This window comes from Paenibacillus sp. FSL M7-0896 (assembly GCF_037975415.1).
Taxonomy (GTDB): domain Bacteria; phylum Bacillota; class Bacilli; order Paenibacillales; family Paenibacillaceae; genus Paenibacillus_AQ; species Paenibacillus_AQ silagei.
Map to the genome: position 1 here is coordinate 2,169,572 of NZ_CP150250.1, position 15,731 is coordinate 2,185,302.

At 54.6% G+C, this 15,731-nt stretch carries 12 protein-coding genes; 11 read left to right on the top strand and 1 reads right to left on the bottom strand.

The genetic code is table 11. The features are described from left to right. Positions 1–42 precede the first annotated feature (42 nt). From MKY12_RS09070 to MKY12_RS09085, 4 genes are all read left to right on the top strand, one after another. A complete protein-coding gene (locus tag MKY12_RS09070; RefSeq protein WP_339314831.1) occupies positions 43–1,293 on the top strand; it encodes a stalk domain-containing protein in 1,251 nt (416 codons plus the stop codon). Between the two features lie 171 nt (positions 1,294–1,464). Further along, a complete protein-coding gene (locus tag MKY12_RS09075) occupies positions 1,465–2,418 on the top strand; it encodes a radical SAM protein (protein WP_339313525.1) in 954 nt (317 codons plus the stop codon). A gap of 78 nt (positions 2,419–2,496) precedes the next feature. Beyond that, complete coding sequence (locus tag MKY12_RS09080; protein WP_339313526.1) at positions 2,497–3,528, top strand: bile acid:sodium symporter family protein; 1,032 nt, start codon at positions 2,497–2,499, stop codon at positions 3,526–3,528. Positions 3,529–4,117: 589 nt separating this feature from the next. Then, the gene (locus tag MKY12_RS09085) at positions 4,118–6,148 is read left to right on the top strand and encodes a methyl-accepting chemotaxis protein (RefSeq protein ID WP_339313527.1); all 2,031 of its coding nucleotides are present in this window, start codon (positions 4,118–4,120) and stop codon (positions 6,146–6,148) included. Between the two features lie 134 nt (positions 6,149–6,282). Here MKY12_RS09085 and MKY12_RS09090 read toward each other — a convergent pair whose 3' ends face one another. Further along, complete coding sequence (locus MKY12_RS09090) at positions 6,283–7,005, bottom strand: ankyrin repeat domain-containing protein (protein WP_339313529.1); 723 nt, start codon at positions 7,003–7,005, stop codon at positions 6,283–6,285. A 325-nt stretch (positions 7,006–7,330) separates the two neighbouring features. Between MKY12_RS09090 and MKY12_RS09095 the strand changes: the two genes are divergently transcribed. From MKY12_RS09095 to MKY12_RS09125, 7 genes are all read left to right on the top strand, one after another. Then, on the top strand, positions 7,331–7,606 hold the full coding sequence (locus MKY12_RS09095) for a CD3324 family protein (protein ID WP_339255235.1): 276 nt from the start codon (positions 7,331–7,333) through the stop codon (positions 7,604–7,606). Between the two features lie 701 nt (positions 7,607–8,307). Further along, positions 8,308–9,309 (top strand): phosphotransferase, encoded by a 1,002-nt coding sequence (locus MKY12_RS09100; protein WP_339313530.1) that lies wholly within the window; start codon positions 8,308–8,310, stop codon positions 9,307–9,309. Positions 9,310–9,438: 129 nt separating this feature from the next. Next, positions 9,439–10,740, top strand: coding sequence for an ABC transporter substrate-binding protein (locus MKY12_RS09105; protein WP_339313531.1), 1,302 nt, complete (start codon positions 9,439–9,441; stop codon positions 10,738–10,740). A gap of 83 nt (positions 10,741–10,823) precedes the next feature. Beyond that, the gene (locus MKY12_RS09110) at positions 10,824–11,717 is read left to right on the top strand and encodes a sugar ABC transporter permease (protein WP_339313532.1); all 894 of its coding nucleotides are present in this window, start codon (positions 10,824–10,826) and stop codon (positions 11,715–11,717) included. Further along, positions 11,718–12,551 (top strand): carbohydrate ABC transporter permease, encoded by an 834-nt coding sequence (locus tag MKY12_RS09115; RefSeq protein ID WP_339313533.1) that lies wholly within the window; start codon positions 11,718–11,720, stop codon positions 12,549–12,551. Between the two features lie 22 nt (positions 12,552–12,573). Beyond that, a complete protein-coding gene (locus MKY12_RS09120; protein ID WP_339313534.1) occupies positions 12,574–14,355 on the top strand; it encodes a family 43 glycosylhydrolase in 1,782 nt (593 codons plus the stop codon). 44 nt (positions 14,356–14,399) lie between these two features. Then, positions 14,400–15,713 carry an ABC transporter substrate-binding protein gene (locus MKY12_RS09125; protein WP_339255245.1) on the top strand — a complete coding sequence of 438 codons (1,314 nt, stop codon included), beginning with the start codon at positions 14,400–14,402 and terminating at the stop codon, positions 15,711–15,713. Positions 15,714–15,731: the final 18 nt, after the last annotated feature.

The following is a 15,731-nucleotide window of genomic DNA, read 5'->3' on the forward strand; positions in this document are numbered from 1 at the left end:
AGAGATTCACAATCTATCTTAGAGAATGGGGAACTAACTTATATGAAGCATTTGGCCAAAATAGTATTATGCGCAGCGATCTCACTCGGCAGCCTCTCGGCACTTCCGGCAAGTGCGGTCCATGCGGCACCTGCGGGTGTCAGTATCATGCTGGACGGTTATCCGCTGCCGTTCCCGGTGGAGCCGGTGATGATGAACGGAACGACCATGGTGCCCTTCCGCGCCATCTCGGAAGCCCTGGGGATTCAGGTCGAATGGAATCAGAAGGCCCGCAAAATTACGGCCAGCCGGAAGGACGCAACTGGCACCGCTCCAACCGTAGTGGTCCTGACCCTCGGCAGCAAAAATGCAGTCGTGAACGGAACAGTGGTGAAGCTGGAGGTCGCACCGCAGGACATTCGCGGAACCACGATGCTGCCGCTTAAGTTCTTCAGCCAGCAGTTCGGGGCGGTGACCTCCTGGAATCAGGCGTCCAAGACCGTATCCATAACTTCCCCGAAGCGGGATATGTATACCTTGGGCTTCTACGCACAGAAGGCCTACAGTGAGGTCTCGCTTATTCCAAGCTTCGATGCGGTTGCTTTTGGCTGGGCACGGATTGACAAGGACGGCCAGTTCACCACCACCGGTAAGGATTTCTGGTGGCCGGAGGCTGCAGGTGATGTAACGCCGGAATCGATTGTGCAGAATGCCGCAGCGGGCGGAACTGCCCCTTACCTGATGGTCTATTCCAGTGACTCGTCACTGGAGCTGAGCAAGAATCTGGAGGACGCGCAGCTCCAGCAGCAGACGATCGCCAGTATTGTCGATTTGGCCACGCAGAAGGGCTTCAAGGGCATCGGACTGGATCTGGAAGGGCTGGGACTGACGGGGGATAAGGCGCTGGTGCAGAGCCAATATAACGCTTTTGTCAAAAATCTCTCTACAGCCGCACGCGCCGCCAGCCTCAAGCTGACCGTCATTCTGCATCCGCTGAACAGCTCTTACAAGGGGTATGATTACAAGACGCTAGGGACACTTGCCGACGATTTGGTTATCATGGCTTACGCCTATGAAGGGGAGACCGGGCCGGAGCCGATGAATAAGGTCGATGAGAGCATCCGGCTGGCGCTTGATCAGGTCAGCAAGGAGAAGCTGATTCTCGGGATATCGGTCTACAGTGAGAACGAAGCCTCCGTCAATGCCAAGATCGGCCTGGCTAAGCGGTACGGCCTTAAGGGGATTGCGATCTGGCGTCTGGGGATTATCGGCCAGCCGGTGCTGAACCGGATGGGAGAAGCTGTCGAGCTATAGCAGGTACATCTATCTTAATGAAGACTGCTGTATGGTGAGCCTATAACCGTGCAGCAGTCTTTTTGCAAAGATCAAATATCAAATGTCACATTAACCTCGCGGGCAAACCTGTATAATTCTATAGTTGACCTTAGAACAGATGGATTGAACAACCAAGGAGGACTATAGAAGATGAGCACGAAATATAAAGCGTTGGAACTGGATAAGCCGATGACTTATGAGCTGGAAGGGCTGGAAGTCGGCGTGACCTCGAACTGCAATTTCCGCTGTGATTACTGCTGCGCTTACAATAGAAATGACGGCCAGACCCTTGACGGTAAGGAGGTCATCCGCATTCTGGAGGAGCTGCCTAATCTGAAGCGTGTCCGGCTCTCGGGCGGCGAGGTTACGCTGAAATTCCAGGATTGTGTGGAGATTGTGGCGTACTGCTCTTCGCGCGGCATTCAGACCCAGCTCAACTCGAACGGCAGTCTGCTGAATGAGGAGCGGATCGGGCAGCTGGTGGACGCAGGTCTGACGACAATTCATATTTCTTTTAATTTCACCACGGCTGAAGGCTTCTCGCGGTATTATAATATTCATCCGAGTGTCTATCACAAAATCAGAGAGAACATCACTATCTTCGCCAAAACCAATGTCAATGTGGTGCTGGAGACACTTCTGTTCAATGAGACGCAGGATCATATGCAGGAGATCAGCGAGCATGTCTATTCGATGGGCGTAAGAACGCATGAAATTCAGAACAGCATCATTATGGATCACACCGGCTGGAAGGCGATTGCCGCCCGGGAGCAGCTAAAGAACGCTGTCCAGGAGCTGATCGACCGCAAGCCGGAGGATACCACTCTCTACTTCACCTGTATGGACCGGTTCATGGAGGCGATGGGCTTCGAGGAGCAGCCGGGCGTTTACTTCCCGCATTGCATCGAAGGGATGAAGCAGCTTCATCTGCACGGCAACGGCGACATTCTGATCTCCGAGCTGTGCCATCCGGTCATTATCGGCAATATCTATAACGGAACATCGCTGAAGGACTTGTACAGCAATATGCCAGCCCCGCTGTCGGACTATCTGGAGAAACGGCCTTGCCCGGCGCTGGACGCCTTGTTCCCGCAAGGGGTATAGTTCCTTACCGGACCTTGCAGCAGAGACAGTCAGTGCAGCAGAGTATAATGGCATAGCTCACACAGGGGGTTGAAATACATGCTTGGTGCAGTAAGACGCGGATTAGTATCTTCCAATACAGTGCTGGAGCGGATTATGCCGCTGCTTACACCCGCAGCCATCGTGGTTGGCGTGCTGAATGAGGCGTCGCTGCTTCCGTTAACGTGGCTGGTGCCCTGGATCTTCGCCGGGATGACGCTGATCGGCAGCCTGAAGTCAAGCTTCCGGGATCTGTTCACCGTGCTTGCCAGGCCGCAGAAGCTGCTCATCCTGTTCATTATTCTGCATATCGTCATGCCGCTGATCGGCTGGCTGGCAGCGATGCTGTTTTTTCCAGGCGATCCTTATACGGTTACCGGTTATGTGCTGCTCTTCGCCATTCCGACCGGAGTGGTCAGTGTAGTCTGGGTATCGATGCATGGCGGGAATATCGCCCTGACTCTGGCGCTGATCCTGATCGATACGCTGCTGTCGCCATTGATTGTACCAGCTACGCTGTATCTCCTGATGGGGGCAAGCGTGCAGATGGACGCCGGCGAGATGATGCGGGGCCTGCTCTGGATGGTCGTCCTGCCTTCCGTAGCGGGGATGCTGCTGAATCAATTCACTAAAGGCAAGATCAGCACTGTCTGCGGGCCTCCGCTGGCCCCGTTTGTCAAGGTGGGCTTATTCACCGTGGTCTCGATCAATGGAGCCAGCATTGCCCGGTATCTGAAGCACCCGGACGGGAAGCTTGTGCTGATTATTGCGGTTACCTTCGTTACGGTCGCGCTCGGCTACATTATTGGAGCATTCGTCTCGCGCCGCCTGCACTATGATCATGAGAGCTCTGTGGCGGTACAGTTCAATTCCGGCATGCGTAATCTCAGTGCAGGCGCAGTGTTGGCTGTGCGATATTTCCCGCCCGCCGTAGCGCTGCCCGTGATCTCCGGTATGCTGTTCCAGCAGATTCTGGCGGCATGCTCCGGTATGTTCCTCCGCAGCAGAGCCAGACGCCAGGAGCAGGCCCGGTCAGCGGCAGCAGCGTCATCTGTGGTCTCTGCTGCGGCAGACCGTCCGCGCCCGCTGTAGTATCACACTTCATTAGAGAAGTATGCGAACCCGCTGTTCCTGATTCAACCGCTGTGTGCGGTTGTTGAGGAGGGCGGTTTTTTTACTATTTGGTAAATCAGGATTTGCACCTGTCGTGGATAAGCAGGTATACGTTGGCCGCGTAGGTCAAATGTAATCGAAAAACCGATCACAATCGGACTGAGCACGCCTCATAGGCCAAATGTAATCGAAAAACCGATTACAATTGGACTGGACACGCCGCGTGGACCGAATGTAATCGAAAAACCGATTACAATCGGACTGAGCCCGCCGCATAGGCCAAATGTAATCGAAAAACCGATCACATTTGACTGTGTGTGCGTACTGATGCCGTGCGCATATCATAGGTGGTGCCAGACGTATTTTCAAAGAAAACTAAATACCATATGTTTTCACGAAGAATAATATAATAGGTCATAATTCGACAAAATTCGATATTTTTTCTGAAAATTCAACATTTCATTATTCATTAACCTCAAGGAAAATCCGATAATTATTGTAATAAAGTTAGCAATTTGGCTGATTAGAAGCTAGTGGATGAGAAAAGGGCGGAAGGAAGTAGAAGAAGATGAAGATTCGTATGAAGCTATCGGTTATGATGATTGTCGTTACCCTGATTTCTACAGCATTAATGGGGATTTTTACGTACACCAAATCCACAGGCACCATCATGAACCTGACCGAATCTTCCATGGCGCAGGTAGGCACGGATAAGGCACAGACCATCGGCGCAATGATCGACAAGGAGAAGCGGAACATACAGCTGGTTGCGGGGGAGAGTGAGATCACCGAGCTGCTGCTTCAGGCTGCAAATGGCGGCTCAGTGGAGGAAGCGCTACGTGACCAGATCAATGTCAAGCTTCAGGGCCAGGTGAAGGATGCGGGCAACCTGGAGCATATGTTCGTGGTTGATCTGAAGGGTACGGCGATAGCGGACAGTGACATCAAGCTGGTCGGCGCCAACTTCAGCGATAGAAATTATACGAAGAATGTCTTGAAGACCGGGATACCTGTCATTAGCGAGACGCTGAAATCCAAGTCAACAGGGGCATATATTGTGGCTTTTGTCCATCCGGTGATGAGTGGTGAGAAGATGATCGGGTTCGTAGCTTCGGCGGTCAGGGCGGACAGTCTGGTGACCTATCTGGCCGATGCCAAGGTGGCGGGTGCGCCTTCCTCTTACGCCTATCTGGTGGATGAAACGGGGAATACGCTCTATCATCCCGACGGGAAGAAGATAGGTTCCCAGGTGGAGAACGAATCCATCAAAGCCGTGGTCGAGCGGGTGAAGGCGGGGGAGAGCGTTGCCGATGGCATTGTGGAATATACCTTCAACGGGGCCAAGAAAAAAGCGGCCTACACCGTGCTCCCCGAGACGAAGTGGACCCTGGTGCTGACCGGAGATGTGGAAGAGGTGCTACAGCCGGTTAGCGAAATGACGAACTTCATTCTGCTGCTCGGCCTGGGAAGCCTGCTGCTCACTCTGCTGATCGGGACTACGGTGGCTACCCGGATCTCCTCGCCGATCATCAAGCTCACGGAGCTGGTGAACCGCACGGCAGAGCTGGATCTCAAATATGATAACCAATATGAATATTTGACTAAAAATAAAGATGAGACAGGAACCATCGCCAAGGCTATGTTCCGTACCCGTGCGGCGCTGCGTGAGATGGCGGGCAGTCTGATTGCGATCTCCACCAAGGTACTGGACAATGCTGAGACGCTGGAGAAGCTGTCGAACGAGGTCAGAGAGAATGCGCATGACAATTCAGCCACGACAGAGGAGCTGTCCGCAGGGATGGAGGAGACAGCGGCTTCTACCGAGGAGATGACGGCGGCTATTCACGAGACCCTGAATAATGTCAGAATGATCAGCGATAAGGTAAAAGAAGGCTCCGGAGTATCGGGCCAGATTACGCAGCGGGCCCTGGAGCTTCAGCATGATGCAGTGACGTCTACCGAGAACGCGAAGCAGATCTACAGCTCGGTCCGCAGTGAGATGCAGAAGGCGATCGAAGAGTCGGGAGCCATTCACGAGATCAACGTATTGGCCGATACGATTCTCTCCATTACAAGCCAGACCAACCTTCTGGCCCTGAATGCAGCGATTGAAGCCGCACGGGCAGGCGAGGCGGGCCGGGGCTTCGCCGTGGTGGCCGGGGAGATCCGCAAGCTGGCAGAGAAGTCCTCCGAGACAGCGTCAGGCATTCAAGAGGTGGTCAAAAATGTCTATGCCTCTGTGGAGCAGATGACCCGGCATTCCGAGGCCGTGCTGAGCTTCATCGACCGCAATGTGCTGGGCGATTATGAGCGCCTGACCGAGGTCAGCCAGCAGTACAATGATGATGCTTCCACAATTAACGGGCTGATGAACCAGTTCGAGGAAGCGGCCGATCACCTGAACGAGACCGTCTCCAGCATCGCCATCGCTGTCAATGAGGTGGCGGCCACGGTGAACGAGGGGGCTATCGGGGTGCAGGATATCGCCGAGAAGACGGCGGATATTGTGGAGAAGACCTTCCATGAAGCCACAATGGCCGATGAGAATACGCAGAGTGCTAAGGAGATGCAACAACTGGTAGAGAAATTCAAAATCTAAACTCGTTTCAGCAGATCTTTACCTGGGCTTCATCTGTTTTTAAGCTTCGCGGGGTATAGTACTCACATACCCCCCTTTAATATAACTTTTGGCCCCGCCGGACGCTGGCGGGGTCCCTTTTTTATTCTAGCTGTTTAAGAGCGGCTTGCCGTCTCCAGCATAGCGGCCATTTCTGTATAGCCCTGCGACTGGGCATGCGCTAGCGGTGTGACACCCTCGCGGTCGGCGATGGCTGGATCGGCTCCGTGCGTCAGCAGCAGCTTGACGATTGTCTGATGCTGCTCCCCGCCGTCGCCGAGGATGACGGCCTCCAGCAGCGCGGTCCACCCCAGATTGTTGATATGGTCGATGTCGACATCCGAATGCTCCAGCAGATACTTGACGACCTCGACATGCCCTCGATCTGCGGCGGGGATCAGCGCAGTCCCGCCATAGCGGTTGGTCAGCGTCGTATTCGCTCCCGCCTCAACCGCCATTTTCACAATGTCCAGATATCCGGATGCTCCGGCATATAGCAGCACATTATTAAGCATACGGTCGCGAATGTTGATATCGGCACCTTGGGCAATAAGCGCCTCGACCGTCTCGGCATGGTTGCCATAGGCCGCGGCGACCACCGCCGTTCGGCCGCTTTCGTCCTGCGCCTGAATATCCGCTCCCGCCTCCAGCAGCCGCAACACCTCAGCGGTATCCCCGCGCTCCGCCGCTGCGATTAATTGTTTATTCATGATTATGACCTCCTCCTGCAGTTGGTTGTCCTCTGCGTTCTCCTTCATCAGTCCGGCACTTCCGCTGCATCCTGCAGACACCACCAGCACTGCCGCCAACAGCAGAGATAGTAGATGCAACCTGACCATTGCTTATCCCCCTGTCAGATTCGACCTTGTTTGTATTATGGACAAATCTATGATGAAATGTCAAAAGCCGCGGGTAAACAACATTTGCGCAAAAGCCGGGGTGTCCGGTATGCTATATGTAAGTAATATACTGGGAGGAGGAAACTTCATGAGCAGATTAATGCTCAGCTCTGCGCAGAGTCTACGGACCCACACACAGCGGTTAATGTGCAGAGCGGATAGCAATACTCCGCTGTAACGATTCACCAGTTCCTCTGTGAACACCTGTCCGATAGACTCTGCTGCCTTGATAAGTTGAAACAACTTAAAAGGAGCGGAGCAAGTAATGAAATATGTAAATGCAGATGTGGTATTGCCGCAGCAGCTGCTGCAGGAGATTCAGAAATACATGCAGGGCGGGATGCTGTATATCCCGAAGCCTGAGGGACAGCACAAGCGGTGGGGTGAGAATTCAGGCGGCAGATCCTACTTAAGCGCCCGGAACCAGTCCATTCGTGAGCATTATGCCAGCGGATTGAGCGTAACTGAGCTGGCGGAGCAATTCTGCCTGTCAGCCGACAGCATCAAGAAGATTGTGTATGGAAGCAAGCAGAGAGGATAGAGGTGTTAAGGGTGCGTAACTAGTCATGTCTGCTTGTGAGATTCAGCCGGAGGTGGCTTTGATTGCATTATGTACACTAGATTCCACTACAACCCCCCGAAAAATAGCATCTGCTGCACTCTGTACAGTAGAATTTTGCGTTGGCGGCCTTTTGGAGCATATATGCAGAAATCTGGTGTATGACATACAGCAGAATGAGTTATTGGGCAGGTTAAAGTGAAATCTATTGTATGAAATACAATCGCAGCGTTCACACAAAAGCGTGCACACAGAAGCGTGCACACAGAAGCGTCCGTAAACAAGCGTTCACTCAGCAGCCTTCATACACAAGCGCACGCAAACAAGCGCCAACAGACAAGGTTTCACACACAGTTGTCCGCACACAAGCGTGCGTTCACGCACAAGCGCCACACCTGGCACTTAAGCTGATCCTCAACCTGACCCCCCCTCAACACAGAGGCTGTCCCAAGAAGTCGCATTATGACTCTTGGAACAGCCTCTTTGTTTAAATATAAGAATTTATATGTTGCACACGATAACTTATCCTTATATTTCTCGCTGAAACGATACCGTCCTTAAAAAGGACGGCAAAGCCGTTTCCACTTGTGTGCAAAAGTCAGGTTATACCTGTCTATTATCTATGTCCGCTGCCTCCGCCAACCCTATAATGAATGCAGACATCCATATGAGGGGGCAGGAAGATGAAATTAGAAACAGCAGCAAGGGATATAGTACTGCGGGCGCTTAAGGCATATGAGTTGGATTGGACAAAAGTTGAATATATTAAGCAGTCCGACAGTGTCACCTTCAAGCTAGAGACGGAAACAGCGGGCAAGCTGCTGCTGCGGATTCATGGCGAACGGTGCAGCCGGGCAGAAATTCTGTCGGAGCTGGAATGGCTCAGCCATCTCAGTCGGACAGCGAAGCTGGTTGTCCCCGTGGGGCTGCCCAATTCAAGCGGCAGATATATCCTTGAGGCTAGCAATGAAGCTGGCAATGAACCTTACGGTGGAGCGCAGGAGCTTAACTATGTTACCCTGATGCGCTGGGTCGAAGGTGAACATGCAGCGGGCAATCTGACAGATGAGCAGCTCCACGCTGTAGGCGTGATGCTGGCCGGGATGCATGAAGCGGGCGAACAGTTTGTACCATCGGCGGAGTTCACCCGTCCGGCTTGGGGAGCGGACAGCTTTCGCAAGCATTGGAATAAGCTGGAGAAGCATCTTTCGGCTCTGGTCCCGGAAGCATGGCGGAAGCTCTATCAGGCTGCCGCCGCCAGAATCCCGGGTGAACTCGAAGCTATGATGCCAGCCCCCGCCAGTTATGGCCTGATCCATGGTGATCTGCACTTTGGGAATGTGGTGTTCGCTGACGGCCAGCCCCGGGCAATTGATTTCGGCCTCTGCGGCTACGGCTTCTACCTGTATGATCTGGCTGCTGCTCTGCTGGAGCTGTCCACGGAGCAGCGCAGGAGCCTGATTCGGGGCTACAGCAGCATCCGTGCGCTGGAACCTGATTACGAACGGAAGCTGGAATGCTTCTTTGTCAAGATCATGATCGGAAACTATAGCCACCACATCTCTAATCCCGATGAACTGCCCAGCTTGCGCGAAGAACAGCCGTATGCGCTGGCCTATCTAAAGGATTATCTGGCGGACTCCCGCTTTTTGTTCAAGAGAATCGAACCTGTGCAAGTAGAATGAAGCTGTGCAATCTGTAAATATGTCCACTGAACCTAGCCTGAGGACATTTATTGCCCTCCCCTGCGGCGGTAACATAAAGACATCAAAGAGCAGTCAGCTTTGAATCACCGGTCAAAGGGGAGTATACAGATGAAGCGATCTATGCAAAAGGGAGCATCACTTTTACTAATGGGTATGATGCTGGCACTGGTTGTAACCGCTTGCGGCGGCAACAATGCGAAGAATAACGGCGCGAACAGCGGAGGGGCCACACAGGGCGCGGACGGAGGCGGCAGCAGCGGCAAAAAGACAGAGCTGTTGTTCTGGTCACCCTTCTCCGGCTCGGACGGCCCGTTCATGAAGAAAATCGTTGATAAATACAACAGCTCCCAGGATAAGTATAAAGTGAATTTCGTGATCCAGCCGAATGGCGAATATTACAAACAGCTTGATGTAGCGCTCAGTACCGGCAAGGAACAGCCGGACCTGATGATTATGCATGTCGATCAGGTGCCGACGTACCAGAGCAAGGAGCAACTGCAGCCTGTGGATGAGCTGGCGGCCGCGGCCGGGATCAACCCGGCTGATTTTGCCGAAGCTCCGGTGAAATATGCCACGATCGACAATAAGCTGTATACGATCCCGCTGGACATTCATCCGGTCGTTATGTATTACAACAAGGATCTGTTCGAGAAGGCAGGCATCACTGCGTCTCCAGCGAACCGTGCCGAATTCGATGCCGCTGTGCTGAAGCTGACGGACAAATCCAAGGGGGTCTATGGATACGTGGTGCCGACCCTCTGGCCGCAGCAGTTCATCTTCCCGTCCCTCGTCTGGCAGAATGGCGGGGAACTCTGGAACGGAACGGATGTAGCCTACAATTCACCTGAAGCGGTTGAAATGGTACAGTGGCTGCGCGATATGGTAGACAAGGGGGTCTCCCCGGCCAATGTTCAGCAGGATGGTGAGAATACCCTGTTCCTGCAGGGCAAGAATGCCATCCAGTTCAACGGGCCGTGGATGAAATCCCAGTTCGATGAAGCCGGACTTAATTATGGCGTCGCCGTCATGCCGCAGATCGGAAAGGCGAAGCAGGCAATTTATGCAGGCTCGCATGGCTTCGTCGTTCCCAAGTCCGTGACAGACAGCACGAAGCTGGCCGGGATCGGCGATTTCCTGAAATATGTCTCCGGCAACTCGCTGGACTGGGCGGAATCCGGGCAGGCGGTAGCCTCCAAGACCGTGATGGACAGCGCTGAATTCAAGGCGATGGAGTTCCAGAGTACAGTGTCGCAGAGCTTCTCCTCCGTACAGTTTGCACCGAATGTGTTGAATTGGGGAACGATTATTGAGCCGGTATGGGGAGAGCTGAGCAGTGCCCTGCTTGGCAAAAAATCACCGCAGCAGGCGATGGATGATGCTGTAGCCAAATCCCGTCAGGCGATGAAATAGCTGGTCCGTGGAGCGGATCATTCGGTTGATATGGCGGGGAGCAGGAGCTTCCCGCTTTTCCTTACCCTAAGGAGGAGACACTTTTGAAAACCCTGTGGACTTCACGCTTGACCTCATTTCTGTTCGTGCTGCCCTATCTGGCTGCCTTCGCGCTGTTTCTGCTCTTCCCGATTCTGTATGGCTTTGTCATCAGCCTGCAGGACTTCGAGCTGCTGTCTGCTGCCCACCCCTTTGTGGGGCTGCGCAATTACGTGACCATTTTCACCCCGGGGACGTATGAGAACAGTATTTTCTTCCGGGGGCTGTGGACCACTCTTCAGTTTGTCCTGTACTCGGTTCCGCTGCTGATTATTACCGGGCTGGGGATCGCGATGCTGGTCAATGCACTGCCGGCGAAGCTCCGGGGTCTGTTCCGGACCTTCTATTTCCTGCCCTACGCGCTGTCAGCTTCCGTGATGGCTGTTATCTGGCTGATGATGTTCGATACGAACGCCGGGTTCATTAACAGTCTGCTGCAAAAGCTGGGCCTAACCGGCATCCCCTGGCTGACCGCTACGCCATGGGCCTGGATTGCGCTGGTGCTTACGACACTCTGGTGGACGATCGGCTTCAATATGATTATTTTTGTGAATGCGCTCAATGAGGTGCCGGAGGATTATTATGAGGCGGCTTCCATGGACGGGGCGAATGCCTGGATGCGCTTCGTGTCGATTACATTGCCGTCCATCCGGCCGGTCATGCTGTTCGTGATGATCACCTCGACCATCGCTTCCTTCAATATTTACGCCCAGCCGTTTCTGCTGACGCGCGGGGGACCGGGAGATACCACCCGGGTGCTGCTGATCAATGTGCTGGACCAGGCGTTCGTGCGCAAGGATATCGGTTCGGCTTCGGCGATGGCGATTCTGATGGCGCTGCTGATCATGCTGGTGTCAATCGTACAGTTCCGTCTTACGAACCGGAAGGAGAAGGTATAGATGGGAAACGCCAAAAAAACAGGCCTGCTGCTGCTGGCCATCCTGATTGCGCTGTTCGTGCTGCTGCCGCTGGTCTGGATGCTGTCCACTGCGTTCAAAAATGATTTTGAAGCCCTCTCCGGGCGGATGAACTTCCTGCCGAAGAAACCGACGCTTGATAATTTCGTCCAGGGGCTGAGCGGGGAGCTGATGAATACCCCGATTCTGCGCTGGATTGTCAATTCCCTGTCGGTGGGGATTGCGGGCACAGCGATCGTACTGCTGATCGATTCCATGGCGGCGTTTGCCCTGGCCCGTCTGCCGGATCTGCCGCTGCGCCGCACGCTGCTGGCGATGTTCATCGCTTCGCTGATGATTCCGGGCGTACTGACCTTTCTGCCGATGTACATCGAATTCAATACACTCGGTCTGATCAACACGTATCAGGCGCTGATCCTCCCGGCTACCGCCGGGGCATTCGGGGTATTCCTGCTGTACCAGTTCTTTGTCTCCTTCCCGAAGGAGATCGAGGAAGCGGCCCGGATCGACGGGGTGAACAAGTGGAATCTGTATCGGAGAATTCTGCTGCCTTCAGCGGTGTCGATCATGACGACACTGGGGATTTTCACTTTTATGGGGATTTATAATGATTTTGTCTGGCCGCTGTACGCGACCACCTCTCCGGAGATGCGGACGATCACCGCAGGGATTGCCATGATGGCCACCGGCAGCTATACCCAGAGCTATGGTAAATTAATGGCCATGACCACCATCGCGGCGCTGCCGGTGCTGATCCTGTTCATTGCCGGCCAGAAGTCGTTCGTTAGGGCGATTACCAGCTCAGGAGTGAAATAGCGGAAGACGGGGAGGTAAGCAGATGAGCATGAAACCTGATACACAGCAGAAGGCATGGGCAGGCAAACATTCACGTAGAATAATCTACTCCCTTGCGGCGCTTCTGTTCCTTATACTCGCAGGAGGTGCATACTTGTTGCTGAAGCCCAATAACAGTTTTAAGGATGAAGTCTATAAGGGGCATGGGGGAACATTCAAGAACACGCTGGCCGAGATCGATACGCCTGATCCGAGTGTGATCTACAAGGATGGATATTATTATATGACCTTCACCCATAACGGAACGGATATTATGGTGATGAAGTCGCTCACCCTGGATTTCCGCCAGGCGGAGCGGAAGGTCGTATGGTACCCGCCGGCGGAGACAGCCTACTCGGCGAATCTCTGGGCACCCGAGCTGCAGTATATACGGGGAAGCTGGTATATCTATTTTGCCGCAGATGACGGACAGAACGAGAACCACCGGATGTATGTGCTGCAAGCGGACAGCGGTGATCCGCTGGGCAGCTATACCTTCGAGGGCCAGATAACTGACAGCAGTAATAAATGGGCGATCGACGGGCTGGCGATGGAGGTGGACGGGGAGCTGTATTTCGTCTGGTCCGGCTGGGAAGGGGAGGTTAACGCTGCGCAGAATACCTATATTGCTCCGATGAGTGACCCGCTGACGATCAGCGGACCGCGGGTGCTGCTGAGCGAGCCGCTGCTTACCTGGGAGCAGGCCGGAGGCCCGCCTTATATTAATGAGGGCCAGTCCGTCCTTCATCATAACGGCCGTGTCTTCATTGTATTTTCCGGTGCTGGAAGCTGGACTCCGTACTACAGCCTGGGACTGCTTGCCCTGAAGCCGGGCGGCAACCCGCTGGAGGCCGCAGACTGGATCAAGGCGGAACAGCCGCTGCTGGCCATGGATGAAGCCGCCGGAGTCTACGGTCCGGGGCATAATTCATTCACGGTCTCGCCGGACGGAAGCGAGCAGTGGATCGTCTATCATGCCACGACAGGGGCGGAGGACGGCTGGAACAACCGCAAGGCACGGGCCCAGCCGGTTAGCTGGGACGCTGACGGCCTGCCGGTCTTCGGGAAGCCGCTGCCGCTGAGTGAGGCCATCCCGGTTCCCGCAGGCATGGGCGTGCTCCAGGCGGAAGCCGCCCTGCGCAGCGGGAACAAGCTGGAATTCCCGTCGCTGCCGTCTACGGTGGATACCATGATCCCGCTGCTGGTGCATTATGTGAATCCGGGCGGAGAACCGGCCGGGGCAGCAGTCTCGTTGAATGGCGGTCCGCCGGCGGCGGTGCTTCCACTGCCGCCATCCGGTGGGGGCCAGACCGGCTATGCTTATCTGAGCCTGCCGTTCACAGCCGGGAAGAATACAGTAGCCATAGAGCTGCCCGAGGGTGCTGTGACGGAGGTGAAAGCGATTGAAATTCCGCGATATGAAGGCGAGGTCCAGGCTATGGAGGGGAACGCTGCGGCAGAGGATAATCCCTATGCCTCGGGCGGGGCAGCGGCTGTCCTAAGCGGAAGCGGTGCTGCGCTGAAGTTCAGTCATATTCAGGTCCCGCACAGCGGAACCTATACGGTGCTGGTGGCGGTGATGAATGCTTCGCCGGACGCGAAGCTGGAGCTGGCGGTGAACGGAGGTGCGAAGACGGCCTATTCCCCCCTCCCGCAGGAGCGCAATCAGCCTTCCCTTTGGCAGCTGGAGTTGAAATTACAGCGGGGGACGAATAAGATCATTCTTTTTGACAGACAAGGCAGCTTCAGTATAGATTATATGGATATATGGCAGAAGAGTGAATGATCAGGCAGATTCATAGACGGGAAGCAAGACGGGGGCTTACTCATATGAGAGATACTAGCTGCAAAACCGGATACAGACGCATTAAACTGAGTGCGCTTTCAATTCTGCTGATTGTACTGCCGTTGCTGGGCGGGTGTGGTGCAGAGAGGGAGGAGCCGCCGCAGACACCTGCTGTCCAGCCGGTGATTCTCGAATACTGGACCCCGTTCAGCGGGGGAGACAACATCTTCATGACCAGGCTGGTAGAGCAGTTCAACAAGGAGCACCAGGATATCCGGATCGATCAGATCAACTCCCGGCTGGATGATTACTATTCCCGGCTGCGGACAGCCATTCTGTCCGGCAATGCGCCGGATCTGGCGGTGATCCATGCCACCAATCTCCCGCAGTTCGTGCAGAACGGTTATATTGAATCGCTGGACGGTTTGGCTGCGGAGACGGGCCTGGACTGGGGCCAGTTCAGCACCAAAATTGCCGAATCCACCGTCTACGGAGGCGCTCATTACGCGGTACCTCTGGATACGCACACCTTGGTGCTCTACTATAACAAGAAATATTTAAGAGCGGCCGGGCTGCTGGATGCAGCGGATAAACCGGTGATCGGTAGGGGAGAGCAGGGCTTTACCGCTTTTCTGCAAAGGCTGAAGCAATCCGTTCCGCCCGGTGTCGCACCGCTTGCTCTGCCAAGCACGCGGATTGATTCCGTGTGGTTATGGTGGAGCCTGTACAATCAGATCGAGGGCGGCGGTGTCTTTTACAATCCGGACGGCACACAGGCGGTCTTCAATAATAAGGCATCGTTACAGGCGCTGGAGTTCGTCAACAGTCTGTACCAGCGGGAGCTGATTCCGCCGGGGATCAATGATGCCTTCAAGCTGTTCTATGACGGGGAGGCGGCGGTGCTGATTACCGGGGTATGGGGCACGGGCGCTTTTGAGAAGGCTGAGAAGCTGGAGCTGGGGGTTGTGCCGGTTCCGGTCATTTATGATCATCCGGCCGTCTGGGGAGATTCGCATACGCTGGCGATTCCGGCCCAAAGTGAGATGAGTACGGAGAAACGGAGGGCGGCGATGGCTTTTGCCCGTTGGGCCGTTGAGCACGGGGTGATGTGGGCGGAGGCGGGCCATGTCCCGAGCTCCCGGAAGGTCGTGGAGAGCGGGGCGTATTCCGCGCTGAAATTCCGCAGTGACTATGCGAATACCGCCAACTCCGTAGTCTATTGGCCGCGGAATATGAAGCAGTGGAGTATTAATGAAGAGATCATCCGGCAGTTTGAGCGGATGATCTACAAGGAGCAAAGTCCGGCGCAGGCTCTGCAGCAGGCGGTGGACAGCATCAACCTTCAACTGAAGAAATGACTTTAAGGGAGCAAGGGG

Excerpts from the sequence above, each read along its gene's own strand:
- MKY12_RS09120 (WP_339313534.1), top strand. The coding sequence starts at position 12,574 with ATGAGCATGAAACCTGATACACAGCAGAAGGCATGGGCAGGCAAACAT.
- MKY12_RS09115 (WP_339313533.1), top strand. The coding sequence starts at position 11,718 with ATGGGAAACGCCAAAAAAACAGGCCTGCTGCTGCTGGCCATCCTGATT.
- MKY12_RS09075 (WP_339313525.1), top strand. The coding sequence starts at position 1,465 with ATGAGCACGAAATATAAAGCGTTGGAACTGGATAAGCCGATGACTTAT.
- MKY12_RS09095 (WP_339255235.1), top strand. The coding sequence starts at position 7,331 with ATGAAATATGTAAATGCAGATGTGGTATTGCCGCAGCAGCTGCTGCAG.
- MKY12_RS09080 (WP_339313526.1), top strand. The coding sequence starts at position 2,497 with ATGCTTGGTGCAGTAAGACGCGGATTAGTATCTTCCAATACAGTGCTG.
- MKY12_RS09070 (WP_339314831.1), top strand. The coding sequence starts at position 43 with ATGAAGCATTTGGCCAAAATAGTATTATGCGCAGCGATCTCACTCGGC.
- MKY12_RS09125 (WP_339255245.1), top strand. The coding sequence starts at position 14,400 with ATGAGAGATACTAGCTGCAAAACCGGATACAGACGCATTAAACTGAGT.
- MKY12_RS09090 (WP_339313529.1), bottom strand. The coding sequence starts at position 7,005 with ATGGTCAGGTTGCATCTACTATCTCTGCTGTTGGCGGCAGTGCTGGTG.
- MKY12_RS09100 (WP_339313530.1), top strand. The coding sequence starts at position 8,308 with ATGAAATTAGAAACAGCAGCAAGGGATATAGTACTGCGGGCGCTTAAG.
- MKY12_RS09085 (WP_339313527.1), top strand. The coding sequence starts at position 4,118 with ATGAAGATTCGTATGAAGCTATCGGTTATGATGATTGTCGTTACCCTG.
- MKY12_RS09105 (WP_339313531.1), top strand. The coding sequence starts at position 9,439 with ATGAAGCGATCTATGCAAAAGGGAGCATCACTTTTACTAATGGGTATG.